A 22,649-nucleotide genomic window follows, 5' to 3' on the forward strand; every position below is an offset into this window, starting at 1 on the left:
GACTTAGGGTTTAAGATCAAGGCGCAGCACACCCGCTGCAGGTAGGATGCCAAACTCGGTCTCAACGGGTGCGTTTGTGTGATTAAACCAGAAGTCTTCGGTCGCAGTGCGCCGCGTGCGAATGCCATCGGGCAGGGCGCGGATCTCGAGGCCTGCGCGCGCGCAGAGCACAGCGATCACCCTGTCGAGCCCTTCCTGATCCAACCAAGCCCCGCAATAAAACAGACGGTCAGAACCGACCAAAACAGGTGTTTCGCCGCTGGTTAGGACAGCTTTTGCCGTGCCTTCCAATTCTTCGCGGTACAATATCACTTGACCACCGCCCTCTATCGCGATCGGGCAATCTGGGCGCAGGCTTTCGACCCGCGCGACTGTGATGTCCAAGTTTGGCACATTTGGCGGTAAGGGTGTTGGCACTTCAAAGTCCCGCGTACGCGCGCCTGTACGTGGGCCAAGTTGCACCACAGCATCGCTTGCGCAAAGTGCTTTGGTCAAATCTGTGTCCATGTGCATCAGGCCTGGCGCCAGAACAAGCTTATATCCTGAAAATTCCCGAGTGGAGGCGGGGAGGATATCCACGCTCAACCCCGCTCGGCGCAGCGCGCGGTAGTGTTGAAACACAAGCTCAAAATAATCCAACTCTGCCCCATGGGGTTGCACGGACCATGCCCAAGCAGCGTCATAATCAAAGATCAACGCAATGGGGGCTTGTACGGGTTGCACATCAGGGGCTTTTGCCAATTCGGCGGCGACTTGTGCCACTTCTTGCATCGCGGGCGCATCTTGGTAATCCGAGCGCTGTAGCCCTGCGTGCATCTGTTCTTGGGCGAAATGGGCCTGGCGCCAACGGAAATAACACACGGCCTCTGCGCCATGTGCAAAGGCTTCCCAACTCCAAAGACGCACCATGCCAGAAAGGGGCGCAGGGTTATAGGGGGCCCAGTTCACAGGACCAGGCTGCTGTTCCATAATCCACCACCGCCCACGGCCGACTGCGCGGTACAGATCATGATGAAAGGCCTGAAAATCAGGATCGCCTTGACGCGCAAAGGCACGTTTATGGGCTGGCTCAGCCGTGACGCGATCCTCTAGAAAGCCCAAAGGATAACTGTCCCATGTGGCGATTTCCATATCTTCGTTCAGTTTGAAATGATCGAAATCGGTCGTGCGTCCCATGTAGTTATGCGACACAGGCGCAGATGAATGGGCTTTGATTGCTTCCACTTGCATTTGATTAAAAGCAACAACTTGATCTGAGCTGAACCGATGAAAGGCCATGGAATGGGCGAAATTGGGTACAGTGACAGTCAAATTCGGTAAGTCAATTTCATCAAATGACTGGTAGTTCATGGACCAAAACACATTGCCCCAAGCCGCGTTCAACGCTTCAATCGAGGCGTAGCGTTCACTGAGCCATCGTTGAAATGCGCCGCGGGCCGCATCTGAATAGGATATGGTTGTGTCGTGGCAGCCATATTCATTATCTGTTTGCCATGCGCCCACATATGGGTTTTGTCCATAGCGTTTTGCCATCAATCGTGTGATACGCTGACTTTCTTTGCGGTAACCTAAGTGAGAAAAGCAATAGTGGCGTCTGGATCCAAATTTGCGTGGGCGTCCTTCGGCATCAAGGGCCAACATATCGGGGTGGCGGTCTAGCATCCAACGCGGCGGGGTGGCGGTTGGCGTGCCTAGCACAACTTTTAAACCCGCGCGGCCCAAGGTTTCAATCGCACGGTCTAACCAGCCCCATTGCAAATCCTCTGGGTTTGGTTCGATTTGACCCCAAGAAAATTCCCCGATGCGCACCCAAGTCAGACCCAGTTCGGCCATGCGTTTTGCGTCATTGGCCCAAGTGTCTTCTGGCCAGTGTTCAGGATAATAACAGGTTCCTAGGGTGCGTTTCATTTTGGGCTGCCTTGTGTTGTATCCCCTTGCTTTGCGTCCTCAGGGGGGACGATAAAGCTGTCGCGATCTGAAGATATGTGGGGCGCTGTGACATGAACTTGATGTTCGCGCTGGCCTGTAAACTGGGTTGGGAACTTATATGTTTTGCCCGCCATAGGGTCATTGCTGACCCCTTCGGCGGCTGTGGTGACAAAAAGTGTTGTCAGATCGTCACCGCCAAAGGCAGGGCAGGTGACCTGCGTGGTCGGCAGTTGGATAGCCTCGCGAAAGGTGCCGTCTGGGCTGTAACAGGCCACGCGACCTGCGCCCCATTGGGCATTCCAAAAATTACCTTGGGCATCCACAACGGCACCATCTGGGCCGAAGTCCTGATCGCTTAAATCTATAAACACGACGGGGTCGCCTTTTGGCCATCCGTCAAGATCCAGCGCTTGCCGCAAGATCCGCCCTTTGGCCGTATCGGTGAAATAGGCCTGTTGCCCATCAGGGGCAAAGCAGATGGCGTTTGAAATTGTGATATCGGCATAAAGCTGACGTATCTGGCCATTATAATAGCGGTAAATCGCGCCTGCGTTTGGTTCTGCTTTGATGCCCATCGTGCCAATCCAAAACCCGCCAAAAGGGTCAGCGCGCCCATCATTGGAGCGATTTAAAGGTTTGTCAGATTCTAGATCGGCGCGCTTTTCACATCGGCCTGTGTCGATATGAAACTGCCAAAGCGCCGTGGCGCTGGCGATCAAAAGATGATCGTGATCTATCCAGCCCGCCGCTGACACATGTTCATCAAAGTGCCAACTGCGTTCTGTTTCACCTATGGTGGTGAAAAGGCGTTTGCCCAAAATATCAAACCAAAAAAACTGCCCGCGCAAAGGGTGCCACAGTGCGCCTTCGCCCAAGGTGCAAGCTCTGTGAGACAAGACAGTCATGATCCAAAGGCCGCGTCATAGGCTGCGACAACTTCCAAAGCTTTCGCGCTTACTTCATCAGCCGTCCAGCCAGGTTTGTAGATACTGGACCCTAACCCGAACCCTGTGATGCCCGCCGCATGCCATGCGGCAAAATCCGAAGGCCCGACACCGCCCACCGCATAGGCTTTGGTCTGGGGCGGCAAGACGGCATTTATGGCGGAAAACCCATCTAGGCCCAGCTTGAAGGCGGGAAATAGTTTGATCCCATCTGCACCTGCGCGCAGAGCTGAGAAGGCTTCTGTTGGTGTTAAAACACCCGGATAAGACGCCATGTTATGGGCTTTTGTCGCTTTGATCACCGCTGGATTGCAATCGGGTGAGACAACCATATCTGCGCCGATTTGGGCAAGCCTCTCCACATCTGCCACGGTCAAAACGGTGCCCGCGCCAATCTTGGCATCTGTGCCTGCGTGGTTGATCATCTGTTCGATGGTTTCAAACGGATTGGGTGAATTGAGCGGCACTTCGATTTTGCTGATGCCTGCGCTTATCAGGGCATCGGTGATGTCCAAAGCTTCATGGGTCTGAATGCCGCGCAAAATTGCAATGATTTCTCGGCTCATGTTGCAGCCCTTTCTTGTGCTAGATAGGCCGCAATAAGGCCCGCGAGCGTCATGGTTTCTGCATCGACGCTGCGCGCTGCGACGCCTTGTGATATGAGTGCTGTTTCATAGATTGCGGCCAAAGATGACGCGCCAATGATGACGATGTTTTGCTCCAGCCAATACGGTTTTGCCGCCGCCAGTTCTGCCCCGATCAACAGAGCAGACAATCGCGCGCGCGCCGCAGCAGGGGGCAAATCATCCAGCAGGCTTTCAGCGCGCAGGCCAAACAGCTTTGCGGCCAAATCCGAAGGGCGGGACAGGGTGTCATTGAGGCCTGACACAAAGCTTTCTTGATCCCAATCTGTACCGATGGAATGGCGCAAAACAGAGTTTTGGCTGAGCAAAGCAAAGAGTTCGCCCGTCATAAAGGTGCGAAAGCTTACAATTTCGCCCGCGCTGATATGCGCCCATTTGGAATGGGTGCCTGGAAGGCAGATGACACCGTCAAAATCGGGTTCCTGAGCCAGAAATCCCGCGATCTGCGTTTCTTCGCCGCGCATAACATCTGCAGGGCTGTTTTGTTTTACCCCTGATAGGATATGCACCTGAAACCTGTCTGTGTGAAAGGCTGTGGCGCTTTTCACATCATTCGGGATGCAGGGCACAGCGGCGTATGGCGCTTCTGCCCAGCCTTGTTTTGCGCCAGCCATGCCACAAATGAAGGTAGGGATGGGGGCGTCTTGCGCAAAGAGATCACCAATTAAATTTGCCAGTGTCGGGGCAAATTGATCTTGCGTTAAACGGCTCATGCCTCTGTCACTGTCACGCCGCGCAATTACAGTTTTTCCCGCGCCCATGGCCCAAGCGCGCAGATGGGTTGTGCCCCAATCTACGGCCAACCAAGTGGCGTTGTGATCTGCTTGGGTCATCCCGTCACCACCACACCGCCATCAACGACCACGGACTGACCTGTCATCATGCGGCTGGCATTTGAGGTTAAAAACTGCGCCGAGGCAACGATATCGTCGGGGGCAAGATGATCCTTTAGACATTGGCGGTCCAAATGTGCTGCAAGGGAGGCTGGATCAGCCCACATATCAAGTTGTTTTTGCGTCAAAACCCAACCGGGGGCCAAAGCGTTGACGCGAATTTTATCGGGGCCAAATTCTCGCGCCAAGGAGCGTGTGAGACCATTTATACCTGAATTCGCGGCGGTATAGGCGGGGTAGCCTGTGTCGCCAAACATGTAGCTGATCGAGGTAAAGTTCACAATTGCCCCGCCGCCTGCTGCGCGCATGCCTTCGATGACGGATTGGCAGGCAAAGAAATAGGCTTTTAGGTTGATGGCTTGTGACCAGTCCCAAAAGGCTTCGTCGACGGTAAGTGTGTCGTGGCGTTGATCATTGGCCGCGTTATTGATGAGCGCAGTGATCGGCCCATGGGCTTTGGCCCCTTGGGCAATCGCGGCTTTTAGGGCTTGGATATCGGTAATATCACATTGGATAAACAGGGGTTTATTGCCTATTTCGGCTTCCATTTGATCAACAAAATCAGAGGCATCAGAGCGCCCGACAAATGCGACTTTCGCGCCTTGTTGCAAAAATCCTTTCGTCAGGGCTGCGCCAATTCCTGAACCGCCGCCTGTGATGAAAACGGATTTTTCCTTGAGATCATGAAAGGTGACGTCGTTCATCAGTGGCTCTCCCGTGTGTCAAGGCGGGTGTCTTTGCCGACAAGAAAATCGAGATCCGCGCCCTGTTCTGCATGTAAAACTGTGTCGATATAAAGTTTGGCGTCGCCGCGTGTGTAGGGCGCGGGGTCTGGCGTCCAGTTTGCGCGGCGCTGTTCAAGTTCGGCGTCCTTCACCAGTAGATCAAGCTGGCCATGTGAGGCACTGACCCGAATGCGATCGCCAGTTTGGACCAAGCCAAGCGTGCCGCCAGCTTGGCTTTCAGGCGAGACATGAAAAATAACCGTACCATATGCCGTGCCTGACATGCGCCCGTCAGAAATGCGGATCATATCGCGCACCCCTTCGCGCACAAGTTTCGCAGGGATCGGCATATTGCCAACCTCTGGCATGCGAGGATAGCCTTTGGGGCCGAGGCCTTTGAGCACAAAAATTGAATCTGCTGTGACAGGCAAATCATCGCGGTCGATATTGGCTTTAAGGTCTTCGTCGACCATTTCAACAAGGTCATATCGCCTGCGCGCAGGGCTTCGGAGAACTTCCAAACGCCGCGTTTGACGCCTTCGGCCGGATCGCTCAGGCCAGAATTGCAGGGGGGCAGTTCTGACCATGTATTGCAAATCCCGATGATGGGGCGGCCATCAAAAGCGTGGTCTGGAAACCCTTGATTTTTCATCCATGACCGATGGATAAAACCGTCTTTGTCATGCGTTTCATACCAATGGGCGCTGCGGCGTATTTTCGTCATGGTGTTTTCTTTCGCTTTCGCGCGTCTTTGACCTTTTGAGATAGCCGTGACCCTTTGAGTGAGCCGTGGTGCAAAGAATGCTTGTCTCAAATAGTGAAACCAGTTATCAATTATTGAAACTATGAGGCGGCGATACCCATCATGTCAACTGTTTCCTGACACTCACGGATCGCAGTCGGAGAAAATGAATGACGGATCACAAGACAGACATACAGATCACAGACGGCACTGTCGGCAAAGCGTTACATGTGTTGGATATGGTTGCCGAACAGATGCGCCCCCTAAGGTTCAACGAAATTTTGAAGCGCAGCCCTTACCCCAAAGCGACCCTATATAGGTTGCTGCAAACCCTGACAAATCAGGGGCTTTTATCATACGACGCTGGGATGCAGACCTACAAACCCGGCATGAGGTTGGTGCGATTGGCCCATGCTGCGTGGCGCCAAAGCTCGCTTGCCCCTGTGGCGCGGCCTTACTTGGATGACCTGTCCAGAGCGCTTGGGGAAACAATCCATCTGGCGCAATTGGATCGGGGGCAGGTGGTTTATGTGGATAAACGCAATGCCCAAGATCCGATTGAGATGTTCTCACAGGCGGGCAAAGTCGGGCCAGGCTATTGTACAGGGGTTGGCAAGGCCATGATGGCGTTTCTCTCACCTGATGCCCAAAACGAAGCCATTCGGTATCAATCGTTTTATGCCCATACAGATCATACTCTGACCAGTGATACGGCATTGCGCGCCGAACTGGCGCAGATTCACGACAGGGGGATCGCCTATGACCGCGAAGAACATGAAGTGGGGATCGTTTGCATCGCCGCGCCGATCTTGACCGCTCAGGGCCGCATGTTAGGCGCCATCTCCATCACTGTGCCAAGCCGTGATGAAGGATTAAAAAGGTTGGAAACCTTCCGTCCCGCTATTTTGACCACAGCTGGCCACATTGGTAAAGCGGCAGAAAATTGGGAGTTTCCAAGCCTTTAAACGCTTGTGTTCATCTTGCGTTTTGCCGAGTGCTGTGCCAGAAAAACTGGTTTTAAAGGCTTGCCTTGATAAACTCTGCAATCGGCTGGTCTAAATCAGGCGCTTTGCCTGTGCCAATCAGCGTATTGACCTGACTGTGCGAATATTGCGGCCGTGCCAGACCGCTGGCTGTATTTCCCTTATTCTTAAGCGCGTTGATGAAATGACGGTTCACGTGGTCACGGGCCGCGCCTGCGGTCCAGATCGCCATGACGCGCGGAGCTGGGCTTTGAAATGTTTGCATCGGCGACAAAGCATCCCATTGGCTTGCATCAGGAAAGGCATTGGTGATGACCCTTGGCAAGCTGCCGCCAAGCGCTCTATAGTAGCTGCCGATGTCGATCAGCCCGTCATTGCTGATCACGCCAGCCACCTGTGGCGCGCGTCCTGTGATCAAGGCCATCAAAGCCAGATGCGCGCCTGCGGAATGGCCAAGCGCCACGGTTTTGCTAAGATCTATGCCAATCTGGGGCAGGGCTTGAAAGGCTGTGGTCACAGCGTCAATCTGTGTCGGCACATCAGCACGCGGTAATTTAGGGTAATCTAGAGTGACGAAATTCAGGCCTAGGCTGTGGGCAAAATCGCGTTTTTTGCCGTAGAGCTTGCGCGATCCAACGCGCCAGCCGCCACCATGGACATAGACCAGCGTACCTTTGGCATCGTCTATCGCAAACAGATCAAGCTTGGCTGGACCGTAATCAAATGTCTGACGCGGGTGTGATTGCGCGAAAGCTGCTGCGCCAGTGACCACAAATGGGGTCGCTAAAAGTGATGTCACAAATCCGCGTCGGCTGAGCATGATCGGTCCTTATCTATTCATCTGCTGGAATAAGCCCCAGACCCCTTAGATATATGCCGATCCCTGTCTCCAACAAGTCCTCGGGGGGAAATGGACTTTTGGTTCCGGGCGAATTGCGGGCAAAAAGTTCGACAACACCGTGGCTCATTGCCCAAATATGAGCGGAAAACATTTGCGCAGGGGGGCGTCTGTCCGCTGGAATGTGTTCAGATAATTTGGCCGCTGATTTTTCCAAAACACCCAAAGCCCGCGAGGACACTTTGTACAGTTCGGGCGTACGCTGGATGGAAATACCGCTTTCAAACATCGCCACATAATGTCCTGGATATTTGCGCGCAAAGGCCAAATACGCCCGCCCTGTGGCTTCAAATGCGGCCCGATCAGAGGGCTGGCCCGTCTCGTAAGCATATTCCAAAAGGTCTGCAAAAACCGCATAGCCTTGTTGAGCGATTTCGGCGATCAAATCTTCGCGACCTTCAAAATGACGGTACACAGCCGCAGGGGTCACACCTGCGGTTTTCGCGGCTTCAGAGAGGGTAAACCCCGTTGGCCCTTTGGCTTCGATTAAGGTCAAAGCCGCATCGACCAGCGCTTGGCGTAGGTTGCCGTGATGATAGCCGCGTTTTGCCATTAAGCGTCTGATCCCGTGTCAAGCATCTCAGGGCCACCTGTGATCTTTGCATCGGGAGCGTGGATCACTTTAGCATCTTTGCCCGCATAGTCGATTTGGTTCAAAACGGTGCGGATCACATTCAAGCGGGCGCGGTACTTATCGTCTGAGCGCACCACGGTCCAAGGCGCGACATCCGTGTGGCTGCGGGCCAGTGTTTCGGTGATCGCATCTGTATATGCGTCCCATTTCGACAGGCCTTTGACATCAATGCCAGACAATTTCCATTGCTTTAGCGGATCTTTTTCGCGCGCAAGAAAACGGCGCAACTGTTCTGCGCGTCCCACGTTGAGCCAGATTTTAAAGACCTGAATACCCTCATCCACCAGCATTTGTTCAAACGCTGGGACTTGGTTGAAGAAATGCGTTCTTTGATCATCGGTGCAAAAGCCAAAGACTTTTTCGACAACGCCGCGATTATACCAAGAACGATCAAATAAAACGATCTCACCTTTGCTTGGCAAGTGTTTGATATAGCGCTGAAAATACCATTCTCCAGATTCGCGTCCTGTGGGCTTTGCAAGTGCCACCACACGCGCAGAACGCGGGTTTAGGTTTTCGCGAAACCGCTTGATGGTGCCGCCTTTACCAGCTGCGTCACGCCCCTCAAAGACCACGACAATGCGTTTACCTGTGGCGGTGACATCATGCAGCATTTTCACCAATTCGCGCTGAATGTCTTTGATTTCGTCTTCGTAATCAGACTTTTTCATCCAAGTATCATAGGGGTAGCTGTCAGACAGGATGTCTTTTTTATCAGCTTTTTCAATGGCTTTTCGGATGTGTTTTGGGGCCTCAGTTTCAAAAAACTTCGATATGCCCCCATCAAAGGGTAGATCTGTCATAGCCTGCCTCGCGTTGGTCTTTGGGGCAATATGGGGCGTTTATCGTTGCTGTGCAATGCGACTGGTCTTTTATCGGTCAGTTTAATCGGGTTTCGCGCTTCGTCGAGTGACGCGCGTGCCGCCGCGCTTAGTCGAGTGACGCGCGTGCCGCCGCACTTAGTCGAGTGACGCGCGTGCCGCCGCGCGATGTATCGCTTGTTCCACCTCATCCACTGCAACATGATGCGGCATATGACCAATTCCGCCAAGTTCGGTCAAACGGTTCACTTGCATCCGATTGTCCAAAGGAATGGCGTGGATCAGATTTGGCACCGTGGTGTCGGCTGTCCCATGCAGGCTTTCCACTGGAATGCCGATGGTGGGGTAGCGCAGGGCCATTTCGACGATTTGCGGTTTGATCGCGACCCTTTGGCGCGCATTTAATTGCGCTGTTTCTGGACGCAATGACATAAGCGGCTGAAAGGCATCAATATAGCCATCAGGGGCGGATTGCGGTGCAAAAACATCATCAATCTGGCTGGCAATATAGCTTTTGGGCACAAAGGCGCAGATCAACCAAGCCAAAGCAGGGCCAACCACAGGCGTGGTCATAACGCGGTAGAGCGGTGCTACAGGGCCTTCCCATTCATGCGAGGGGCTTGAGACCAAAACCAAGGCAGACAGGCTTTCAGGCGCATCCAGCGCCATGCGCAACGCAACAGCGCCACCGTAAGATTGACCCAAGACGATAGGTTTTCGCGCATCAAGCGCAAAGACAGCTTCGCGGATCGCGCGCGCTTGCGACAGTAAATCTTCGCCATGTTCCAGCATCGGAGAATGGCCAAAACCAGGACGGTCGACAACATAAACGCGAAATTCGTCTTCGATCTCAGGCAAAAGCGAGTAGGTCATGTCATAGGTCGACCCAGACATACCGTGGATCAAGATCAAAGGCTGTGCGCGCGCAGGCCCGTAGGTTTCCACATGCACTGTGGCCCCACCTTTGCCCGTCACCATTTGGCCGCGCATCGGGGCAAGCTTTTCTGCCTGCCTGATCCGTTTGGTGGCGATGACACCTGTAACAACCACCAGTAAGATTAGGCCGATGAAAATGCTAAGTACCAATGTTTTTTGCTTCATAATGAGTGGTTTGGTAGATTTCGTTGATCCAGTTTCCGTAGAGCAAATGGGCATGTGATCGCCAACGGTTTGGCGGGCGTGCGGTCATATCATCATTGGGGTAATAGTTGCGTGGCAGTAGTATCGGTTTGCCTGCTTCTTTATCTCGGATCAGTTCACCATGTAGCGTGTCGGTGTCATATTCAAAGTGGTTAAAGATATACAATGCGCGATGTGCGGGATCTTGCACCAAACAGGGCCCCGTTTCATCCGAGCCAAGCAAAGGCACAAGATCTGGCTTGGCTTCAATTTCAGACATACGCATTTCAGTCCAGCGGCTCACAGGAATATAGCATTCATCTGAAAATCCGCGCAGGTAAGGCGATGCAGGCGCAAGGTTGTTTTGACGAAATAGACCAAAGGCTTTGTCTTTTAGGATGTGTTTTTTTACCCCGTGAAAATAGTTGATCATAGCCATCCCGCCCCAGCATACGCCAAAAGTGGAATGCACATGGGTTTGTGTCCAGTCGAAGACCTGTTTTAATTCATCCCAATAGGTCACATCATCGAAAGGCAGATGTTCAATCGGCGCGCCTGTGATGATCAGCCCGTCAAATTTTTCGCCCGAGGCTTTGACCTCGGCAAACGAACGATAGAACTGTTCCATATGTTCGGCTGCGGTGTTTTTGGTTTGATGTTCACTCATGCGGATCAATTGGAAATCGATCTGCAAAGGGGTGGCCCCGATCAAACGGGCGAATTGGTTTTCCGTTTGGATTTTCTTGGGCATCAAGTTCAGTAAAGCAATCCGCAAGGGGCGGATTTCTTGGGTTTGCGCCCGCCCAAGTCCCATGACCATAACGCCCTCAGTTGACAAAACGTCAAAGGCGGGGAGTGTTTCTGGCAAGGTAATGGGCATTATATCGCGGCTTTCATGGTTTAGGTGATCATTAGGCGGTATTACTTAATCTTCGGTGACTTTCGGATCAAGTCTGAGACATGGCGAGGGTCTTGGCTCGACTACCCCAAGGCCTGCGAAATTACATCGCAAAAGGCCTGTGGTGTTGTGGCTTTGGCGACGTCTTCTGCTCGGATGGTCACCCCCCATTTGTCTGCCATCGCTTGATAGCGGGGTTGGCGATGCGCCAAAGCGCGCGCATAGGTGTAGCGAATAAAGTCATCAGGATTGACGGCATCAGGTGATATTGATTTTTCAACCAAATACTCATCCCAAATCGCATCCAAAAACGCAGGTTGATAGGCCATCGGTTTCGGAGCTCGATCAAAGCGGCGTACCAGTTCTTCTGTGTGCTCGTCTGACCCTTTGATCCAGACCAACAGCGCTTGTTGCGACAGGGGGGTCAAAATCGGATCATTCGGATCGTCTGCATCCACCCATTCGCAAATAGACCCACCAGTGTCGCAGATGAAATGGGGGTAGTTATACAGGCTTTGGGCGCGGTCTATAAAATGCTCAGTATCCATCAATGCCGCGATTTCTGCGGCGCGAAACTGGTTTTGACGGGCTTTGTACTCTTCGATCGGCAAGCCGCCTTTGTCTGGATCTCCTGGCTTTCCCAAGAAATGCGACACAGGGGCAAGGTTGTTGAACGAGACATTCGATTTGATGAAAATACTGTCTGACAGCAATTGTTCACGCAAAACAGGCACTTTCATGGCCTCAGCTTTCAGATTGTCGTCAATGGCCTCGCCCAAGTGGCGGGTGGCAATCCTGTAGTCGACGGAATAGTGATACCAGTCACCTGTATCACGCAACATATTGGAAACATGTGTCTTTCCCAGACCCGACATGCCGAAAAGAATGATTTTCTTTTGGCTGTTCTCAGCCCATGCTTGCCCTGCTGTCTTACTCATCTCACGTCCCTTATCTCTCTTGCCTTTGGGTGGCATGGACTGAAGATAAGGGCAAGTGTTTTTGCGGGATCTAAAAGCGTGCTTTTGCCATGCGCAGCAAGCGCCCATCGATGATCAAAAGCCCACAGGCGATAAAGATAAAGCCGATATATGCGGCCAAGGGCAAAGCCTCGCCCAGCACAATCGCGCCCAAAACGACAGACACAGGGGCCACCACCAAGGTGCAAAGCGTGGCATTGCCAGACCCTGCTGATTTGATCACCGAGAACAAAATCAGGTAAGCTAAGCCCGTGGAAATCAAGGATACATAAGCCCATGCGCCCAATGTGGTGGGGGTGAAGCTGGCAAAATCAGGCAGGCCGTGCATGTAAATTGCCACAGGGATCATCCAGACTGCTGCTCCTGAAATCATGCCCGCTGCTGAAATTTCCAATCTGATCCCCGTTAAATGCATCCGCGCCATCGCGGCCCCGATTGCATAGCACAGGCAAGATCCCAATAACGCAAGTTGTCCTGCTGAGGTCAGATCAAAGCTGTGAAAAGCGTCTAGACCGATCACAGTGGCCACACCAAAGAACCCACATAAAACGCCAACCGCTTTGCGCAAGCCAAGGCGCTCATCTGCAAAGATCAAGGCGGCGACAACAGGGCCCAAAACGGCCGTAAAGGCGTTAAGAATACCTGCCAAACCTGAGGGAATATATTGCTGCCCCCAAGTGATCAAACCAAAGGGCATGGCCACATTGATCAATCCGATTAACAAAAAGCTGATCCAAATACGAGCGCCCTTGGGGATTTTAAACCCACGGATAAAGACATAAGCCCACAGCGCCAATGCGCCCCCTGAGACGCGCAGCGCCACCAAGGTTTCCACAGGCATTTGGCGCAGCATCAGTTCAATTGATAAAAACGACCCGCCCCAAAAAATCCCCATGGTTGCCAGACCAATCCATGCGCTGCGTGTCAGTACTTTTTGCGGTGCCATTTTTCGTCCTTTGAAATTCTGTGTGACACTGGCGCGGGGGTGGTGAATTAGCAAACCGAATCTTGTGCGAAGAGTCATCACAAAAACTGATGATTCAAATGCATAGACGCGACATACGACAAGGGGATTTTGCGGTTTATGCGTCGCTAGCGCGGCAGGCGGTGTCTGGCGCGATTTTCATATAATATATTGATATAGTTAGATGAAAAAATAACGAATGCGCCGATAAAGACATAGATATCGATCTGTTCATTGTAGAAAAACATCCCGATGACAGCGATCAAAGGCAAGCGCATAAAATCAATCGGTGTCACCACAGAGGCGGGGGCCAAAGACAGCGCTTTTGACAGGCAAAAATGAGCGCCAAGACCCGCGAAACACACGGCACAAATCCACGGCCAAGCTTGGTCTTGGGGCCAGCGTATTTCACCATCAAATCCCGCACAAATGATCCCCATAACAAGTTGCATCATTGACAGGTAAAACAGGATCGAAAGCAAAGTGACATGTGCCGTTTGCGTCAGTTTCTTGGTGAACAAAGCCGAGCCTGCAAAGCCAACCGCACAGGCCAATGCGGCCAGCAATCCGATTGATAAACCCGCTGAACCAAATGGGCGCGCCACGATCAAAATACCGATAAAACCGCAGAGAAAGGACACAGCGCGGGCAGGGGTAATGCGTTCGCCAAATACAATCGCGGCCCCCAAGCCAACCAAGATAGGATAGATAAATTCAAGGGCAAAAAGCTGTGCCAATGGAATAAGGGTAAGGGCCAAAAGCCATAGGTTTTGACCCGCGAAATGAAACAGATTGCGCCCCAAATGCAAATGTAATGCCTTGGGTTCTAGGTCTTTCACCTGACGCGTTGCATAAGCGATGATCACTGTGGTGATCACGCCAATGGCCGAGCGGTAGGTCATGATTTCAAAGGTATCCAGCCCGTTTGACACTTGACGGCCGGACACAGCCAGAGCCGAAAACCCGAACACCGCGCCCAGCATCCAAAGGGCGGCACTCAGGGGATTTTGGCCTTGGGTCATGCTTGGACCTTTTGAAAATCGCGCGCCATATGGGAGGTCACGCGGCCCCAGTCCGATGTGCGCGTGCGCTCTTGGTGGGCTTCAAAGGCCGCTTCGGATCGGAAAACTTCGCTGACGTGAAATGTGCGCGGGTCTAGGTCGTCTTGCCAAAGTTCAAAGGTCAGGCAGCCCGCTTCGGCCTGCGACAAACGGATGTGTTTCGCCATCATCGACAGAACGTCTTCGATTTCGTTTTGCGCACAGCGCATCGTACCTGTCAGTAGTATTTTTCCCATGGCATGTTGCTAAGCATCTTAGGGCTTTGCTGCAAATGATTTCATCTTTCAATTTTGCCCATGGGCTGAGCAAAATTTCGAAGGATGGCCATGTCATAGAAAAGGGCGCCTCGCATTTGAGACGCCCTTTTACCTATCAGAAATTGAGACAGAAGCCTTATTCCAGCTCGATTGTTCCTGGTGGTTTTGATGTTAGGTCGTAGAACACGCGGTTCACGCCCTTCACTTCATTGATGATGCGCGTCATCGTTTCGCCCATAAACTCATGCGTAAACGGGTATGTATCGGCGGTCATACCGTCGACCGAAGTGACCGCGCGGATGGCGACTGCATAGTCATACGTGCGGCCATCGCCCATCACGCCCACAGTTTTCATCGGCAAAATCGCGGCAAAAGCCTGCCAGATTTCATCGTACAATCCGTGCTTGCGGATTTGATCGATATAAACCGCATCAGCCTGCTGCAAAATCGCCAGTTTTTCGCGGGTGATCTCACCTGGGCAGCGAATCGCAAGACCAGGACCAGGGAAGGGGTGACGCCCGATAAAGCTTTGCGGCAGACCCAGTTCCAGACCCAGCGCGCGCACTTCGTCTTTGAACAATTCGCGCAAAGGTTCGACCAGTTTCAGACCCATCTTTTCTGGCAAGCCGCCCACATTGTGATGCGATTTGATGGTCACACTTGGGCCACCAGAGAAGGACACAGATTCGATGACATCAGGGTACAAGGTGCCCTGCGCCAAGAATTCCGCGCCTTCGATTTCATTGGCGTATTTTTGGAACACATCAATGAAAAGCTTGCCGATGGTTTTGCGTTTCACTTCGGGGTCAGAGACGCCTTCAAGTTCGCCCAAAAACAGATCGGATTCGTCAGCATGGATCAGTTTGATATTGTAGTTGTCGCGGAACATTTTCACGACTTCTTCGGCCTCATTGAGGCGCAAAAGCCCGTGATCGACAAAGACACAGGTCAATTGGTCGCCGATGGCTTCGTGCAAAAGGATCGCAGTGACAGAAGAATCCACACCGCCTGACAGACCACAGATCACCTGTTTGTCGCCAACCTGTTCGCGGATTGCCGCAATCGCTTGGTCTTTATAGCCCGCCATGGTCCAGTCGCCTGTAAATCCAGCGATTTTGACGAAGTTCTCATAGAATTTTGCGCCGTTTGGCGTGTGGTGCACTTCTGGGTGGAATTGCACAGCATAGAAATGACGGCTCGCATCCGCAGTGATTGCATAAGGCGCATTCGGAGATGTGCCGTAAACTTCAAATCCAGGTGCAATTTGCGAGACGTGATCGCCGTGCGACATCCAGACCTGTTCTTTGTCATTGGCAAACCAACCATCCAAAAGATCAAGTTTATGAGCATTCGGTGTCACAAAAGCGCGGCCAAATTCGGCTGTGCCATGGCCACTTTGCACCTTGCCGCCAAGCTGTTCCATCATGGTTTGCTGGCCATAGCAGATCCCCAAAACAGGCACACCCATTTCGAACACCGATTGCGGTGCGCGGGGTGATCCTTCACGGGTCACGCTGTCAGGGCCACCAGATAAGATAACGGCTTTTGGCGCGAAATCGGCCAGAAATGCATCCGTTACATTCTGATAGGGGTGAATTTCGCAATAGACGCTAAGTTCACGCAGGCGACGCGCAATAAGCTGCGTCACTTGAGAACCAAAGTCTATAATGAGGAGGCGGTCATGGGATATGCTGGTCATATCCAGCGTTTAAGACGCTCAGTGGTTTGAGGCAAGATGATTTGATTACTCAAGGCGCTGTTTTGGCCGAGATTTTGCATTTAGCGCCCCTTGGTCGTGCTTTCCCCGCAAAAAAGACAGGCAGGATGGCACAGATTGAGGGGCGCGATGCGGCGGTGTTACAGGGAATGTGCTGTGTCTGATCTGTCTAGACCGATTGTGGACCACGGGGCAGCAGGCGCGCTTCGGCCATAAGGGCAATCAAGATTTCCACATGACGCACGACATTATATGCTGCATCGCCGTTTTTGCGCGTTGTCTCAAAGGCAGCTTCTTTTTCGATCAAATCATCAATCACCTTGCTGCTTTGCAAATTGGCTGCGCTGCCCATCACACGTTTTAGATCACGCGACCGATTGTAGTCATTTACGCCAAAGCGGGCTGCGCGGATCAATAGGCGTGGGCGACGTAATGTGGCGAGTAGGGTGTTGATATCAGTCATAGGTCTCTCCGAGTTTTAAGAGGCGCCGATTGGCGTCATGAGCGGCGATTAGGCCGGATGAAGAGAGATAAGCACACCCTAGGGTTGTGTTGCGTATTGTTTCCATTTTGCGAACGGTGGATTCCCGTAACCTTTAAGAATTGTGGCGAAATCTGGGCTTAGCCGCGGCAAATTCGCGTCAATTAACGTTTGAGTAACCAAAACAACCCAAGATTGTATCTAGAATCGAAACAACAATTACTTTTAAGGGCTATTGTTTCCATAGCGTAGGTATTCTGGAGCAATACTTATTCAATTTTGGAAACAATGGCTGCGGGGTTTGAAAGGAAAAAATCGTGGACCAAACTAAATTTACACATGAATCGGGCAATATGTTTCCCGATTGGGTCCCGCAAGACGCAAAACGCTATCTTGATCATACGGAACGCGGCCTGACGATACGCGCGCTCGCACGACGCGGCGGATGTGCGCCCTCTACAGTCATGCGTCAAGTGCGCAAAATCGAATTGAAGCGCGATGACCCCTTAATTGATGAAGCGCTAAGCAATCTTAGCCAATGCGCGGCCGATCTGAGCCAGCGCTGCGCCGAACAGGCGCAATCAGCACCACGCCCAAAGGATACCACTCACATGAATAAGTCGACTGACCATACCCCCAACACTTCAACTGACGGTGCAAATGACGCACTGTCTTCTGGGGCTTTGGTGCCCCCGACGGATGCGACAATCGAGTTTGAAGCCCGCCGCATTTTGCGCAGGTTGAGTGAACCAGGCGCCTGTTTGGCGGTGGCTCAAGATATGGAAAAAGCGGTTGTTGTGCGTGATTTGCCAGGCGGGCGCACCGCTCGCACTGCGGTTTTGGATCGGCCAATCGCTCAGGCGATGGCGCTTAAAGATTGGATCACAGCACAAGAAAAGGGTAAAATCACGCGCTACACGATCACATCCGCAGGGCGCGCAGCCTTGAAAATGTTGATTGCAGCCGATGAAACAGCGCGCGCTGGTTTTGCCGAAGCGCCCGCAGGGTTTGGTCATCAAGGCACCGCTTGGCCTGTGCCCAGTGGCTTAAACCCCGAGGCAGAAAAGCAAAAGCGGGTACGCTATAATGCGGCCGAAAGTCCTGTTATGACCCTGTCGCGCCGTCGGGATAAAGATGGCGAGATGTTTCTTCCTCCAGAACTTGTGGGGGCTGCTGAACGTCTGCGCGAAGATTTTGAGCTTGCGCAAATGGATGCGGGCGCCGCACAGGATTGGGAACAGTATTTGACCTCTGGCGCTGTTCCTGAGACGGCGAAGGACACGGCGGGCTACGGCCCTCAGGCTGCAAAGGCACGTGTTGTTGCGGCTTTGGTTGATCTTGGGCCTGGCCTTGGGGATGTGGCGCTGCGCTGCTGTTGCTATCTTGAAGGCATGGAAAATGCGGAAAAGAACCTTGGGTGGTCTGCGCGCTCAGGCAAAGTGGTTTTGCGGATCGCTTTGCAACGCCTCAAGCGTCATTTCGATCAAGCGGGCTATTCCAATCTGATCGGTTAAGCCGCTCTTTGAGCTGTGATGTCAGGTGCCTTCCGCCTGACACAGAAGGCCCTCGCTTTAGGCGGGGGCTTTTTTAGGTTTTAGACGGACACCACAGCAGCCCAGATTTGGTGTTCTGTAAAAACGCCACCGATCCAAGAAGTGGTCGCAAAGATCCAAATCCCGACAAGCAGGGACAGCCTTTTTTGTGGGGCGGTTTTGTAAATAAGTAGGATTATCAAAGCAGTGCTTGGGAAAAGTGGGGTTAGACAGGTGCTCAAAAGCATGTTGAATAAATAATTATCCCAGTTGGCGTATTCTGGTGTGCGCACATGCATACTAAGACCAATGGCCACGGCCGCCGTACACCAGCCATACAGACTCCCAAACGCGACATGGTCGCCTTTACTGCGTGCGGTTTTTTTAAACTGAATCTTGTTCATCGCAATAGATGTAATAACGGATTGGAATTATTGCAATCTGTGGGCGACATCAGCATAACAAAGCCCGCAGTCTTTCAACTGCGGGCTCTGTGAAATCAAAATAGGGCCGCTTAGGCTGCTTTTTGTTTCGCGTCTTTGAGATACGCCAAAACAGTTTCAGGAGAAGACACGCCATATGGGTCTTCGCCGTGGTTGTCGGACAGGCCTGGTTCTTCGAACCAAGCTTCTACAACGCCGTCTTTGACAACGGCCGCGTAGCGCCATGAGCGAACACCAAAGCCCAAGTTGTCTTTGTGGACAAGCATGCCCATGCGGCGCGTAAATTCGCCAGATCCATCAGGGATCACGCCCACGTTTTTAAGGTCCTGAGATTGCGCCCATTTGTTCATAACGAATGAGTCGTTCACGGACATGCAGTAGATTGCGTCAATGCCTTCGGCTTGGAAATCAGCAAAGCCGTTTTCAAAACCAGGCAACTGGTATGTGGAACATGTTGGTGTGAAAGCACCTGGAAGCGAGAACAAGACAACGCGTTTGCCTGCGAAGTAATCTTCGGTTGTTTTGTCTTCCCATTTGAACGGGTTGTCACCGCCAATGGATTCGTCGCGCACGCGGGTTTTAAACGTTACGTTTGGAAGCTTTTTACCAGTTTGCATTGTCTTACTCCTGAGTCTGTTTGTTTGCAGCCCAATGGGAGGATCGGGCCGCGTGAACCATTTCATGGCGCAGCTCTTAGAAGGATTCCAGCTTGGGTTCAATATTGCATGACATGACAGTTTCGTAACGCGGGATACGGGGTTGAGCAGGGCACATAGCAGCCGCCCACGCTTGGCCCTTGCCCTGTGGGTTTGACAAGATATAACAGGCCAACAGATTTAAAAGGGGGATCTTCCCGTGCGCGATCTTAAAATTCCAGCTCAGCGACACCCTGAAAAGCAAAAGCGGGCTGACAATGCGCAGCCTAAAAAGCCTGAATGGATTCGCGTGAAAGCGCCGACATCGGCAGGCTATAAAGAAACGCGTGATATCATGCGCGAAAACAAACTGGTCACAGTCTGCGAAGAAGCGGGCTGTCCAAACGTGGGCGAATGTTGGTCGCAAGGCCACGCCACCATGATGATTATGGGCGAAGTCTGCACCCGCGCTTGTACATTTTGCAACATCGCGACAGGCAAACCGCCTGAGGCTTTGGACGTATTCGAACCTGGCCGTGTCGCGGATGCGGTGCAAAAACTGGGCCTAAACCACGTGGTGATCACTTCGGTAGATCGTGATGACATCGAAGATGGCGGTGCAGAACATTTCGCCATGACAATTCGTGCCATTCGCAAAAAATCTCCGAACACCACGATCGAAATCCTGACGCCCGACTTTATTCGTTGTGATCCCAAAGTGTTAGAAGTGGTCGTTGAAGCGCGCCCTGACGTGTTCAATCACAATCTAGAAACCGTGCCTGGCCTCTATCCAGAAGTGCGCCCTGGTGCGCGGTATTTCCACTCTTTGCGGTTGCTTCAGCGCGTCAAAGAACTTGACCCCACGATGTTTACCAAATCTGGCATCATGGTCGGTTTGGGCGAAGACAAACAATCTGTCACCCAAGTGATGGAAGATATGCGGGCTGCTGACATCGATTTTGTCACCATAGGACAATATTTGCAGCCAACGCCAAAGCACCACGCCGTTGACCGCTTTGTAACGCCTGAAGAATTCGCGACTTATGAAAAAACCGCTTATAACAAGGGCTTTTTGATGGTGTCAGCAACGCCTTTGACGCGCTCTAGCTATCACGCGGGGGATGATTTTGCCCGTTTGCGCGATGCGCGTTTGAAAAAATTCGGCTCTGCTTAAAGCGGCGCGATAGACTGATTGGAACCAGCGGGGGCGCCTCGCTGGTTTTCTTTTGCCATACTCAAGGCGCGCCATGCCCTTGGATTTCCCCTTTGTGAGGCTTTCATGACTGCATCTTTTGACATTTTTCTAGCAACGGTTCCGGGGCTTGAGCATGTGCTGCTGAATGAAGTTATTGAGGCGGGGTTTCAAAATCCTGTGGCAACTGGCGGCGGCGTGACGATCCAAGGATCGTGGCATGATGTTTGGCGTGCAAACCTGACCCTGCGCGGGGCTTCAAAAGTTTTGGCGCGCATCGGTGAATTTCGCGCCTTTCACTTGGCCCAGCTTGATAAACGCAGCCGCAAATTTCCTTGGGCTGATATTTTGGGCCAAGATGTGATCGACAATGATCTGGCCATCAAAGTAGAAGTAAACACCAATAAAAAATCGAAAATCTATCACGCAGGCGCGGCTGTCGAGCGCATTGAGCGTGCGATCCACGAAGAGTTCGGCGCGAAAATTGCCCAAGGGTTGGAAAATGCCGATATCGTTTTTAAGGTGCGTATCGATGACAATAATGTGCAGTTTTCTATAGATACATCGGGCGAAGGTTTGCACAAGCGCGGGCACAAACAGGCCATGGGCAAGGCGCCAATGCGCGAAACCATGGCCGCGTCTTTCTTGCGCGCTTGCGGCTATAGCGGCAATGAACCTGTGCTCGATCCCATGTGTGGATCAGGCACATTTTTGATCGAAGCTGCTGAAATATCACGTAATTTTATGGCTGGTCGGGCGCGATCTTTCGCTTTTGAAGCACTGGCAAGCTATGATGCTGATGCCGTGCGGGGCATTCGTGAGGCATGGAAAATTCGGGCGAGCGACCAGCGTTTTTACGGATCAGATCGTAATGTAAATGTGATCGGTTTTGCCAAAGACAACGCTGCGCGGGCAGGGGTTTGTGATCTATGTCACTTCGCTCCCACACAAGTTTCAAACCTTGAGCGCCCAGACGGCCCTGCGGGTTTGGTGATCGTGAATCCGCCCTACGGCGCGCGGATCGGGAAAAAGAAAGATCTGTTTGCGCTCTACGGGTCTTTCGGCGATGTGATGCGTGAAAAGTTCAAAGGATGGCGTGTGGGCATGATCACGTCAGACACGCAATTGGCCGAAGCCACACGTTTGCCGTGGAAACCCACCGAAGCACCGATCGCCCATGGCGGGTTGAAAGTGAAGCTGTTTCAAACAGATACCCTGCGCTAGGCGCCTATTGAACAGGTGTCACGCGCTTTAAATAAGCGGCCACAGCTTCGCGATCACTTGGGGCAAGCTGTGCGAAATTCTCAACCACATGGGCCATATGGCCGCCTGCGGAATCGAAATCAGGCGTAAAGCCGCTTTCGAAATAATAGGCGATTTCTTCTTCGGTCCATGTCAAAGTGCCTGGTGTGATATTTGGGATCATACCCCGCCCTGACGGGTTTGGTGCGCCGCCCAAATGTTTGGAATTATCCAATCCACCCAAGGCATTACGTGGTGTATGGCACTCACCGCAATGGGCTAAAGCTTCAACCAAATAACGGCCATTTAGGTCTTCTTCGGTCATGTTGGGGTCTGTGACCACCCAATCTGTTGCATGCGATCCAAACAGCAATTTCCATCCACCCAAACTGCGGCGGATGTTAAAGGGAAAACCGACATCATGGGCTTGGCTTGGTTGATCTGATGCAGGCAGGGTTTGCAGATAGCCATGCAGCGAGACCACATCGCTGGGCGTCATTTTCGCGTAGGATGTATAGGGAAAGGCGGGGTAGTAATGTTGGCCTTCGGGCGATGAGCCATGCAGCAAAGCATTGGCCAAATCCGTGGCCGACCAAGCGCCGATACCTTGGTCTTTGCTGCTAGAAATATTGGGCGCATAGAAGGTCCCAAACTCTGACGGAAAGCTCATGCCGCCCGATAGGCTGTCCGCGGTGCCGTCAACACCTGCGTGGCAAGAGGCACAGCCCGCAGCGGTGTATACAAATTTCCCACGGTCCACATCGGGCGTGATCCCTGCGATCAGAGCGTCATCGATTTTGCGCGGTTCAGTCAAAACCCAAGCCACAGCCGCGCCTAAAATGGCCGTTCCAAAGAGATAGACAAAGGATTTACGCATGATGGCCTCGCAAAATAACGGGTGTTTTTAATAGCCTAGCA

General features: G+C 52.5%; 24 protein-coding genes. 4 read left to right on the top strand and 20 right to left on the bottom strand.

The window, feature by feature from the left end; translation table 11 throughout:
* Positions 1-3: 3 nt before the first annotated feature.
* From EDD53_RS02355 to EDD53_RS02380, 6 genes are read right to left on the bottom strand one after another with little or no spacing between them, the layout of a single operon-like run.
* Positions 4-1,908, bottom strand: coding sequence for a beta-galactosidase (locus EDD53_RS02355; RefSeq protein WP_123791589.1), 1,905 nt, complete (start codon positions 1,906-1,908; stop codon positions 4-6).
* Entirely contained in the window at positions 1,905-2,834 is a 930-nt protein-coding gene (locus EDD53_RS02360; RefSeq protein WP_123791590.1) for an SMP-30/gluconolactonase/LRE family protein, read from the bottom strand. The genes EDD53_RS02355 and EDD53_RS02360 overlap by 4 nt, the downstream gene beginning before the upstream one ends.
* On the bottom strand, positions 2,831-3,439 hold the full coding sequence (locus tag EDD53_RS02365) for a 2-dehydro-3-deoxy-6-phosphogalactonate aldolase (protein WP_123791591.1): 609 nt from the start codon (positions 3,437-3,439) through the stop codon (positions 2,831-2,833). The genes EDD53_RS02360 and EDD53_RS02365 overlap by 4 nt, the downstream gene beginning before the upstream one ends.
* The gene (locus EDD53_RS02370; protein WP_123791592.1) at positions 3,436-4,350 is read right to left on the bottom strand and encodes a 2-dehydro-3-deoxygalactonokinase; all 915 of its coding nucleotides are present in this window, start codon (positions 4,348-4,350) and stop codon (positions 3,436-3,438) included. Before EDD53_RS02370 ends, EDD53_RS02365 begins: the two co-directional genes overlap by 4 nt.
* Positions 4,347-5,114, bottom strand: a complete 768-nt coding sequence (locus tag EDD53_RS02375) for an SDR family NAD(P)-dependent oxidoreductase (protein WP_123791593.1) — start codon at positions 5,112-5,114, stop codon at positions 4,347-4,349. Before EDD53_RS02375 ends, EDD53_RS02370 begins: the two co-directional genes overlap by 4 nt.
* Positions 5,114-5,608 carry an IlvD/Edd family dehydratase gene (locus EDD53_RS02380; protein WP_246002159.1) on the bottom strand — a complete coding sequence of 165 codons (495 nt, stop codon included), beginning with the start codon at positions 5,606-5,608 and terminating at the stop codon, positions 5,114-5,116. Before EDD53_RS02380 ends, EDD53_RS02375 begins: the two co-directional genes overlap by 1 nt.
* Positions 5,609-6,047: 439 nt before the next feature.
* Between EDD53_RS02380 and EDD53_RS02385 the strand changes: the two genes are divergently transcribed.
* Positions 6,048-6,842 carry an IclR family transcriptional regulator gene (locus EDD53_RS02385; RefSeq protein WP_123791594.1) on the top strand — a complete coding sequence of 265 codons (795 nt, stop codon included), beginning with the start codon at positions 6,048-6,050 and terminating at the stop codon, positions 6,840-6,842.
* Positions 6,843-6,894: 52 nt separating this feature from the next.
* Here EDD53_RS02385 and EDD53_RS02390 read toward each other — a convergent pair whose 3' ends face one another.
* The 11 genes from EDD53_RS02390 to EDD53_RS02440 all read right to left on the bottom strand — a co-directional run bounded on the left by EDD53_RS02390 (position 6,895) and on the right by EDD53_RS02440 (position 16,669).
* The gene (locus tag EDD53_RS02390) at positions 6,895-7,680 is read right to left on the bottom strand and encodes an alpha/beta hydrolase (protein ID WP_123791595.1); all 786 of its coding nucleotides are present in this window, start codon (positions 7,678-7,680) and stop codon (positions 6,895-6,897) included.
* Positions 7,681-7,693: 13 nt separating this feature from the next.
* The gene (locus EDD53_RS02395) at positions 7,694-8,311 is read right to left on the bottom strand and encodes a TetR/AcrR family transcriptional regulator (RefSeq protein WP_123791596.1); all 618 of its coding nucleotides are present in this window, start codon (positions 8,309-8,311) and stop codon (positions 7,694-7,696) included.
* Positions 8,311-9,195: a polyphosphate kinase 2 gene (gene ppk2, locus EDD53_RS02400; protein WP_123791597.1), complete on the bottom strand. Its 885-nt coding sequence runs from the start codon at positions 9,193-9,195 to the stop codon at positions 8,311-8,313. The genes EDD53_RS02395 and ppk2 overlap by 1 nt, the downstream gene beginning before the upstream one ends.
* A 156-nt stretch (positions 9,196-9,351) precedes the next feature.
* Positions 9,352-10,314, bottom strand: coding sequence for an alpha/beta fold hydrolase (locus EDD53_RS02405; RefSeq protein ID WP_170162662.1), 963 nt, complete (start codon positions 10,312-10,314; stop codon positions 9,352-9,354).
* Positions 10,289-11,212, bottom strand: coding sequence for a homoserine O-succinyltransferase (locus tag EDD53_RS02410; protein ID WP_123791599.1), 924 nt, complete (start codon positions 11,210-11,212; stop codon positions 10,289-10,291). The genes EDD53_RS02405 and EDD53_RS02410 overlap by 26 nt, the downstream gene beginning before the upstream one ends.
* 101 nt (positions 11,213-11,313) lie before the next feature.
* The gene (locus EDD53_RS02415; protein WP_123791600.1) at positions 11,314-12,168 is read right to left on the bottom strand and encodes an ATPase; all 855 of its coding nucleotides are present in this window, start codon (positions 12,166-12,168) and stop codon (positions 11,314-11,316) included.
* A 70-nt stretch (positions 12,169-12,238) separates the two neighbouring features.
* A complete protein-coding gene (locus EDD53_RS02420; protein WP_123791601.1) occupies positions 12,239-13,153 on the bottom strand; it encodes a DMT family transporter in 915 nt (304 codons plus the stop codon).
* 146 nt (positions 13,154-13,299) lie between these two features.
* Entirely contained in the window at positions 13,300-14,193 is an 894-nt protein-coding gene (locus tag EDD53_RS02425) for a DMT family transporter (protein ID WP_123791602.1), read from the bottom strand.
* Entirely contained in the window at positions 14,190-14,468 is a 279-nt protein-coding gene (locus EDD53_RS02430; RefSeq protein ID WP_123791603.1) for a putative quinol monooxygenase, read from the bottom strand. Before EDD53_RS02430 ends, EDD53_RS02425 begins: the two co-directional genes overlap by 4 nt.
* Positions 14,469-14,625: 157 nt before the next feature.
* Positions 14,626-16,188 (bottom strand): glutamine-hydrolyzing GMP synthase, encoded by a 1,563-nt coding sequence (gene guaA, locus EDD53_RS02435; RefSeq protein ID WP_123791604.1) that lies wholly within the window; start codon positions 16,186-16,188, stop codon positions 14,626-14,628.
* A 187-nt stretch (positions 16,189-16,375) separates the two neighbouring features.
* Entirely contained in the window at positions 16,376-16,669 is a 294-nt protein-coding gene (locus EDD53_RS02440) for a DUF6477 family protein (protein ID WP_123791605.1), read from the bottom strand.
* A gap of 371 nt (positions 16,670-17,040) precedes the next feature.
* Between EDD53_RS02440 and EDD53_RS02445 the strand changes: the two genes are divergently transcribed.
* Positions 17,041-18,201 carry a DUF6456 domain-containing protein gene (locus tag EDD53_RS02445; RefSeq protein WP_123792367.1) on the top strand — a complete coding sequence of 387 codons (1,161 nt, stop codon included), beginning with the start codon at positions 17,041-17,043 and terminating at the stop codon, positions 18,199-18,201.
* Between the two features lie 80 nt (positions 18,202-18,281).
* On the opposite strand, the gene EDD53_RS14715 is transcribed toward EDD53_RS02445, so the two are convergent.
* Both EDD53_RS14715 and EDD53_RS02450 read right to left on the bottom strand, forming a co-directional pair.
* The gene (locus EDD53_RS14715) at positions 18,282-18,623 is read right to left on the bottom strand and encodes a hypothetical protein (RefSeq protein ID WP_148087091.1); all 342 of its coding nucleotides are present in this window, start codon (positions 18,621-18,623) and stop codon (positions 18,282-18,284) included.
* 110 nt (positions 18,624-18,733) lie between these two features.
* The gene (locus EDD53_RS02450) at positions 18,734-19,279 is read right to left on the bottom strand and encodes a peroxiredoxin (RefSeq protein WP_123791606.1); all 546 of its coding nucleotides are present in this window, start codon (positions 19,277-19,279) and stop codon (positions 18,734-18,736) included.
* 238 nt (positions 19,280-19,517) lie between these two features.
* On the opposite strand from EDD53_RS02450, the gene lipA reads away from it, so the two are divergent.
* Entirely contained in the window at positions 19,518-20,471 is a 954-nt protein-coding gene (lipA, locus tag EDD53_RS02455) for a lipoyl synthase (RefSeq protein ID WP_123791607.1), read from the top strand.
* A gap of 105 nt (positions 20,472-20,576) precedes the next feature.
* Complete coding sequence (locus EDD53_RS02460) at positions 20,577-21,713, top strand: THUMP domain-containing class I SAM-dependent RNA methyltransferase (protein WP_123791608.1); 1,137 nt, start codon at positions 20,577-20,579, stop codon at positions 21,711-21,713.
* A 4-nt stretch (positions 21,714-21,717) separates the two neighbouring features.
* Here the strand turns inward: EDD53_RS02460 and EDD53_RS02465 are convergent, their stop codons facing one another.
* Positions 21,718-22,608, bottom strand: a complete 891-nt coding sequence (locus tag EDD53_RS02465; protein WP_123791609.1) for a c-type cytochrome — start codon at positions 22,606-22,608, stop codon at positions 21,718-21,720.
* Positions 22,609-22,649 lie beyond the last annotated feature (41 nt).

Source organism: Pacificibacter maritimus (assembly GCF_003814915.1).
In the GTDB taxonomy this organism is placed as follows: domain Bacteria; phylum Pseudomonadota; class Alphaproteobacteria; order Rhodobacterales; family Rhodobacteraceae; genus Celeribacter; species Celeribacter maritimus.